Here is a 7,090-nt window from a genome sequence, read left to right on the forward strand (position 1 = left end):
CATGGAATCATTACAAAAATATGTGATTGATCATCATCAAAAAACAATTGCTGAATGTTCAAATGAAGAATTGTACATTGCCTTGCTAAATTACACCAAGCAAGCAAGCGCTCAAAAGAAAATCAATACTGGTAAGAAAAAAGTTTACTACATCTCAGCTGAGTTCTTGATCGGTAAACTCTTGTCTAACAACTTGATCAACTTGGGTCTTTACGACGATGTTAAAAAAGAATTGTCAGATGCTGGTAAAGACTTGATCGAAGTCGAAGAAGTGGAATTGGAACCATCACTTGGTAACGGTGGTTTGGGACGTTTGGCAGCCTGCTTTATCGACTCTATCTCAAGCCTTGGTTTGACAGGGGATGGGGTTGGTTTGAACTACCACTTTGGTTTGTTCCAACAAGTCCTTAAAAACAACCAACAAGAAACGATTCCAAACGCATGGTTGACTGACCAAAGCTGGCTCGTTCGTTCAAGCCGTAGCTACCAAGTGCCATTTGCACACTTCACATTGACTTCTACCCTTTATGATATCGATGTCCCTGGTTACAAGATTGATACCAAGAACCGTTTGCGTTTGTTCGACTTGGATTCAGTTGATTCATCTATTATTGAAGATGGTATTAACTTTGACAAGACAGATATCGCTCGCAACTTGACCCTCTTCTTGTACCCCGATGATAGTAACCGTCAAGGGGAATTGCTCCGTATCTTCCAACAATACTTCATGGTATCAAACGGTGCACAATTGATCATCGACGAAGCCATCGAAAAAGGAAGCAACTTGCATGACCTTGCTGACTATGCTGTTGTCCAAATCAACGATACTCACCCATCAATGGTCATCCCTGAATTGATCCGTCTTTTGACAGAACGTGGTATTGGAATGGATGAAGCCATCTCTATCGTTCGTAGCATGACGGCTTACACTAACCACACAATCCTTGCAGAAGCCCTTGAAAAATGGCCACTTGAATTCTTGCAAGAAGTGGTTCCTCACTTGGTTCCAATCATTGAAGAATTGGACCGCCGTGTTCGCGCTGAATACAAAGATCCAGCTGTTCAAATCATCGATGAGAATGATCGCGTACACATGGCGCACATGGATATCCACTATGGATTTAGCGTAAACGGGGTAGCAGCACTTCACACAGAAATCTTGAAGAATTCTGAGTTGAAAGCCTTCTACGACATTTACCCTGAAAAATTCAACAACAAAACAAACGGTATCACATTCCGTCGTTGGCTCATGCATGCCAACCCAACCTTGTCACACTACTTGGATGATATCCTCGGACGTGACTGGCACCATGACGCATCTAAATTGGAAGACCTTCTTTCTTATGAAGATAAAGATGCAGTCAAAGCAAAATTGGAAAACATCAAGTCTCACAACAAACGGAAATTGGCTCGTTTCTTGAAAGACCATCAAGGTGTGGAAATCAATCCTAACTCTATCTTTGATACCCAAATCAAACGTCTCCACGAATACAAACGTCAACAAATGAACGCTTTGTATGTGATCCACAAATACTTGGACATCAAAGCTGGAAATATCCCTGCTCGCCCAATCACTGTTCTCTTTGGTGGTAAAGCAGCTCCTGCCTACACCATTGCACAAGATATCATCCACTTGATCCTTTGCTTGTCTGAAGTGATTGCAAACGATCCAGCAGTAGCTCCACACTTGCAAGTGGTGATGGTTGAAAACTACAACGTAACTGCTGCAAGCTACTTGATCCCAGCTAGCGATATTTCTGAGCAAATCTCTCTTGCTTCGAAAGAAGCTTCAGGTACTGGTAACATGAAATTCATGTTGAATGGTGCATTGACACTTGGTACGATGGATGGAGCCAACGTGGAAATCGCTGAATTGGTTGGACGTGACAACATCTACATCTTCGGTGAAGATTCAGAAACTGTAATCGATCTATATGAGAAATCAGCATACAAATCAGCGGACTTCTATGAACGTGAAGCTATCAAACCATTGGTAGACTTCATTATCAGCGATGCCGTTCTTGCAGTTGGTAACAAGGAACGCTTGACTCGTCTTCACAAGGAATTGATCAACAAAGACTGGTTCATGACTCTTCTTGACTTGGAAGACTACATTGTCACCAAAGAACGTATGTTGGCTGACTACGAAGACCGTGATGCATGGTTGGATCAAGTGATCGTAAACATTGCTAAAGCAGGATTCTTCTCATCTGACCGTACGATCGCTCAGTACAATGAAGATATCTGGCACTTAAACTAATCATTAGTTGTTAGACCAAGGTCCATAAGACCTTGGTCTTTTTCATTACTTCTTATTTTGGAAAAGAAATGGAGCTAGTTTAGGGAATGGACAGTCTGCAAAAAGTGTTGTTTTTTTGAATTTTGCGACCCCTAAAGGGAAAAAATTACATAATTTTTATTTCAGTCTTCAAATCTAATTTATTGGTATAAAAAAATACTTCCCTTTAAAAAGCCTTTCGGTGAAATTTATAAAAAGAGAAAGTGTCTTGAAAACCCTTGAGAATAAAGGATTTTTTCACAGGCGTTTGCATATATTTTCAACTAAAGATGGGGAAGGCAAGGAAAGTTTGGGGATTCAAGTTGTTATATATTTAAAGTAAAATAAAAAATTAAATTGACAAATATATAAAAATGGTTGATTGTGATACAATGAAGTTAACTGGAAGTAGCATATTTTTGCCTCTACAGTGAGATTTTTTTAAACAAAAAAGGAGAGTTTTGAAAATGAAAAGCTATCGTGAACATGTTTCGAAGCAGGAAAAATTTTCAATTCGTAAGTTATCAGTCGGTGTTGTTTCATTGGCCATCGCTGGATTGGCTACTGTTAATACCTACGGAGCAGAAGTGAAAGCAGATGAAGCAACAGCGCCTGCAACTGAAGCGACTACTACGGATACAGCAACAAGCGATGCAGCTGTTTCAACAAGTTCTAAGTTGACATCTACAACTGTGACAGAAGGAAATAAAACAGTTACGACGACTTATGTAGAATCACCAGAACTTGAAAAAGCAAAAGCTGATGCGGCTACAGAAGGTGTGACCGTTACAGAAGAAGCTGAAAAAGTCCAACCATCTATCGCAGCAGCAGAAGCAGATAATAAAGCTCAAACAGCTGAAATCAACACAGTAGTTGATAACTACAAAAAGGCAAAAGCGGAGTATGAAGCAAAATCTCAAGAAATCACATTGATTGAAAAGAGAAATGCAGAAGCAGAAGCGGCTTACAAGAAACAAGTAGAAGACTACAAAACCCAACAAGCAGCTTATGATAAAGCTTTAGAAGAGTACAATGCTAAAAAGGCAGCCTACGATGCTAAAGTAGCAGAAAAAGCAGCAGCAGATAAGGCCAATGCAGAAGCAAAAGCTAAGTATGAAGCAGAAATGGCTGTTTACAATACAGCGAAAGCGCAATACGATAAAGATTTACAAGAATACCAAACTAAGAAAGCGCAATACGATAAAGATAAAGCAGCTTATGATCAATTGGTAGCGAAGAAGGCAGAAGAAGATGCTGCTAAGGCTCAATACGAAGCTGATCTTGCAAAATACAATGTAGAAAAAGTACAGTACGAAAATGATTATATTGCTTATCAAAAGAAATTAGCTGAATACGAAATTGCCAAAAAACAATATACGGACGCGAAACAAGCATACGACAAATATATGACAGACAATGCGTATGCTGACCTTAAAAATGTTTCAACTGTTCAAGATTTGACCTTCCAACGTGAAGGTGGTGCAACTCACACCATTGACGGCATCAGCACTTATCTAACTCGTGATGCTCAAGCTCGTTTAAATACAAGCAATGTCCATCAATATGATTCCAATAAATTGGAAGCTTCAGATATTGTAGCGGCTAGTCCTTGGGCCAATAATGAAACTGAGTACATTCAAGTGAAGGAAGGCGATAAATTTGTCGTTACTTATGATAACTTGAATCAGTCTAGCATGCGTGAAAATACGGATATGCATCCAATCAAACGTGTGATTTACCGCTATGAGATTTTAAGTCTTCCATCAAATGATGGCAAAGGGATTGCAGCAGTCAACGCAGATCCAACGGTAACCATGACAGTGGGTGCTTCAACAGACCAAGACAAACCTGTTAAGGTTGCTGTCGATGTTGAATTCTATGATGGTGATGGCAATAAATTTGATTTGACTCAACGCAATGCCATTGTCGCTTTGAACTCGCTCAACCACTGGACAGGTGCGTCCTATGTCGATAGTGGAGATAAACCTCGTGCCCTTACAGTAGAAGCCAAAGATAAAGATGGTAACACTGTTCGTGGAACTTGGGATCCATATGCAGATGGTTCATCCATGAGCATTGAAAACAATGAAGTGAAGGTTAAAACAGGAAAAGCAGACTTTGGTACTGCAACTGTTTCCATTTCAGCAGACAACCCTCTCAAAATTTTGACTCAGAAATATGATTATGTTAAAGATGACACAGGTAAATGGGTTCCTGGTACGACACCTGAGAAGGAAGAAGTAACGGATGCGTTAACTGTAAATGCTTCGGGTTCAGGAAGTGTTCATTCTATTGGTACAGAAGAATTTACCTTTGAAGGTAAGGATGATGTTATCGGATCATACAAAGTAGATGCAACTACAGGTCAAATTACGTTCACACCTAAGAAGAAATTTGAAAACGTGGAACACCAAGAGTCTGTAAATGTTGGAAATAATAAATTTATTCCAATTCCAAACTCAAGTGTTTCTTATGATGCTGCTACTAAAGAAGTAACTTCCTTTAAAGATAACCAATATATTGAACATGGATCTGTCTTTAACGGTGAATCTTCAACAACTCTTGAAGGTTGGGATAATCCATCTTCTCCATACCTCTATTATGGTGGAGCAGGCTTGAAGATGTCAGATGGACACTTAGTCTTTACGGCTAATGGTGCCAATGCGGCTGGTCAACCAACGGTTTATTGGTTTGCCATCAACTCAAATGTAGGTCTTCCTAAAGAGCCGGGAGAAGAACCGAAAGAGCCAACAAAACCAACAGAACCAAAGGCTCCAACGCCACCAACGATTACAGTGGAAAATCTACCTGCAGAGCCAACGAAACCAGAAGAACCAAAATCACCAACTCCGCCAACAGCACCTAACTACACTGTGATTACGGTCGATGTGGAGGAACCAAAATCACCAACTCCACCAACAGAGCCAACCCCACCGACTCCTGAAGTTGTTCCAAATACGAATCCGGTGAAACCGGAAGCTGAAGTGAAATGGCATAAGAATAAAGTGGTAACGGAAACAGATATTCCAACCCCACCAACTCCAGTTCCTCCAACTCCACCAACTCCATATAACCCACCTACACCAATCGTTCCACCAACTCCAGAGGTTCCAACCGAACCAACTCCTGAAGTTCCAGAACAACCTGTACAACCTGCGCAACCACAAACACCTGCGCTTCCAAATACAGGTACAGAAAGCTCAACTGTAGCTGTTCTTGCAGGTGCGATGGCTGGATTGCTTGGATTGGGTCTTGCACGCAAGAAAAAAGAAGATTAATTCTTAGTTCTTTCGTTCATTCATCTAAATAAAGAAAGTCAGAAGGCAAGTTCTTCTGGCTTTTTTGATGGAGTGATGACCAAATAGTTGAGAAATAGAACAGAATAGTTTTTGGATGAGGAGAGGAAATGGCTTTTATAGACCAAATCGTGTCGAAATAAAGCAGAATAGAAATGGATGACACAAGAAGAAGAGAATGAGGTATACTGGTGGTGTTCGAATGAAAGTTTATAGGACTCCGTTATATCTCTAATCATTCCAATGATACAGTTGCGATGGCTTTTCATCTTTTGCACCCATTATTTTCCAAATGAATTTCATTTGAACGTATCAGTGATCAGGCAAGTGCTTCCACGGTTTTGAGGCGCTTGCCTTTCTATCTGTATCGCGATATAATAGGGTGTAAGAAATGAAAAGGAGTTTGTATGAAAAAGAAACCTATCTATCTTTACATCCTGTTATTTTTCTCTACGGTTGGAACCCTAACTTCAGCTGTTTCAACCTTTGGAGCTTCAAAGAGTTTTGAGCTGACAGATGATTTTGCGAAACAACTTGGTTTAACAACGGCTCAAGACAAGGCTGACTATGTGACATATTATGAGAAATCAGCCCAACTCAATCAGTCTCCACTAACCTTTTTATTTGTTTCCCTGATTCTGATTGCTTTGCTGGCAACTTTCTATTTCCTCTTTATGAAGCAGGATCTGTTAACAGCACATTATACTTATATGGGGCAGATTTTGTTAAGTCAAGCCTTCTCTTGCTATAATTATTTTGCAGGGCGTCCACTATTAGCTAGTTTTTCAACCCCGTCCCTTCGCCAACGATATCTGGCATCTTCGTCCATTGCTTTGTTACTCTTGACTGCTTTATCTCTTCTCTTCCTTGGAATTGTTTTGTATAAAACCTTGCGTTTGAGAAAAGCTCAAGCTAGGGCATAATAGATAAGTTTGAATGGAGCTCTCTTAGAGGATAAGAGAGCTTCTTGATTGGAGAAAAAAGATGAAAGTATCCTTTGTTTATATTAGTCTGAGTGGAAATACAGAGAGTTTTGTCCGTCGCTTAAGTGACTATTTGCTGGAAGTCCATCCCGGACTTGAAATCGAGAAAGTTCATGTGAAAGACCTGGTCAAAGAGGGCCAGCCCTTCTTTGAAATGACCAATCCTTTTATCACTTTTTTGCCTACCTATTTGGAGGGTGGAAATGGTGTTGACAATGGCGATGTGGAAATTTTGACGACAGATGTCGCGGATTTTATTGCTTATGGAGACAATGCCAGCAAGTGCTTAGGAGTGGTTGGATCAGGCAATCGGAATTTTAACAATCAATATTGTTTAACCGCTAAGCAATACAGCCAACGCTTTGGTTTCCCTATGTTAGCCGATTTTGAAATGCGGGGGATGTTGGGAGATATTAAAAAAGTAGCTGCCATTGTAGAAGAGTTGTATCATCTTTAAAATAAAGAGAGTGGGACAGAAATCGGTAATTCGTTAGAATTCGATTTCGTCGTCCCACCTCCGCACAGTTGAGTAG

General features: G+C 40.3%; 4 protein-coding genes. All 4 read left to right on the forward strand.

Going from position 1 to position 7,090, the window contains the following annotated elements:
• The first annotated feature begins 1 nt into the window (after position 1).
• The 4 genes from glgP (at position 2) to nrdI (ending at position 7,014) form a co-directional block, all read left to right on the forward strand.
• Positions 2–2,260, forward strand: a complete 2,259-nt coding sequence (gene glgP, locus H7T92_RS07330) for a glycogen/starch/alpha-glucan family phosphorylase (RefSeq protein WP_023919924.1) — start codon at positions 2–4, stop codon at positions 2,258–2,260.
• 485 nt (positions 2,261–2,745) lie between these two features.
• Positions 2,746–5,556, forward strand: a complete 2,811-nt coding sequence (locus tag H7T92_RS07335; protein WP_201037421.1) for a GbpC/Spa domain-containing protein — start codon at positions 2,746–2,748, stop codon at positions 5,554–5,556.
• A 425-nt stretch (positions 5,557–5,981) separates the two neighbouring features.
• Positions 5,982–6,497 carry an ABC transporter permease gene (locus H7T92_RS07340; RefSeq protein WP_003009132.1) on the forward strand — a complete coding sequence of 172 codons (516 nt, stop codon included), beginning with the start codon at positions 5,982–5,984 and terminating at the stop codon, positions 6,495–6,497.
• Between the two features lie 61 nt (positions 6,498–6,558).
• Positions 6,559–7,014 carry a class Ib ribonucleoside-diphosphate reductase assembly flavoprotein NrdI gene (gene nrdI, locus H7T92_RS07345; protein ID WP_070587707.1) on the forward strand — a complete coding sequence of 152 codons (456 nt, stop codon included), beginning with the start codon at positions 6,559–6,561 and terminating at the stop codon, positions 7,012–7,014.
• Positions 7,015–7,090 lie beyond the last annotated feature (76 nt).

This window comes from Streptococcus parasanguinis (genome assembly GCF_016648855.1).
Taxonomy (GTDB): Bacteria; Bacillota; Bacilli; order Lactobacillales; family Streptococcaceae; genus Streptococcus; species Streptococcus parasanguinis_L.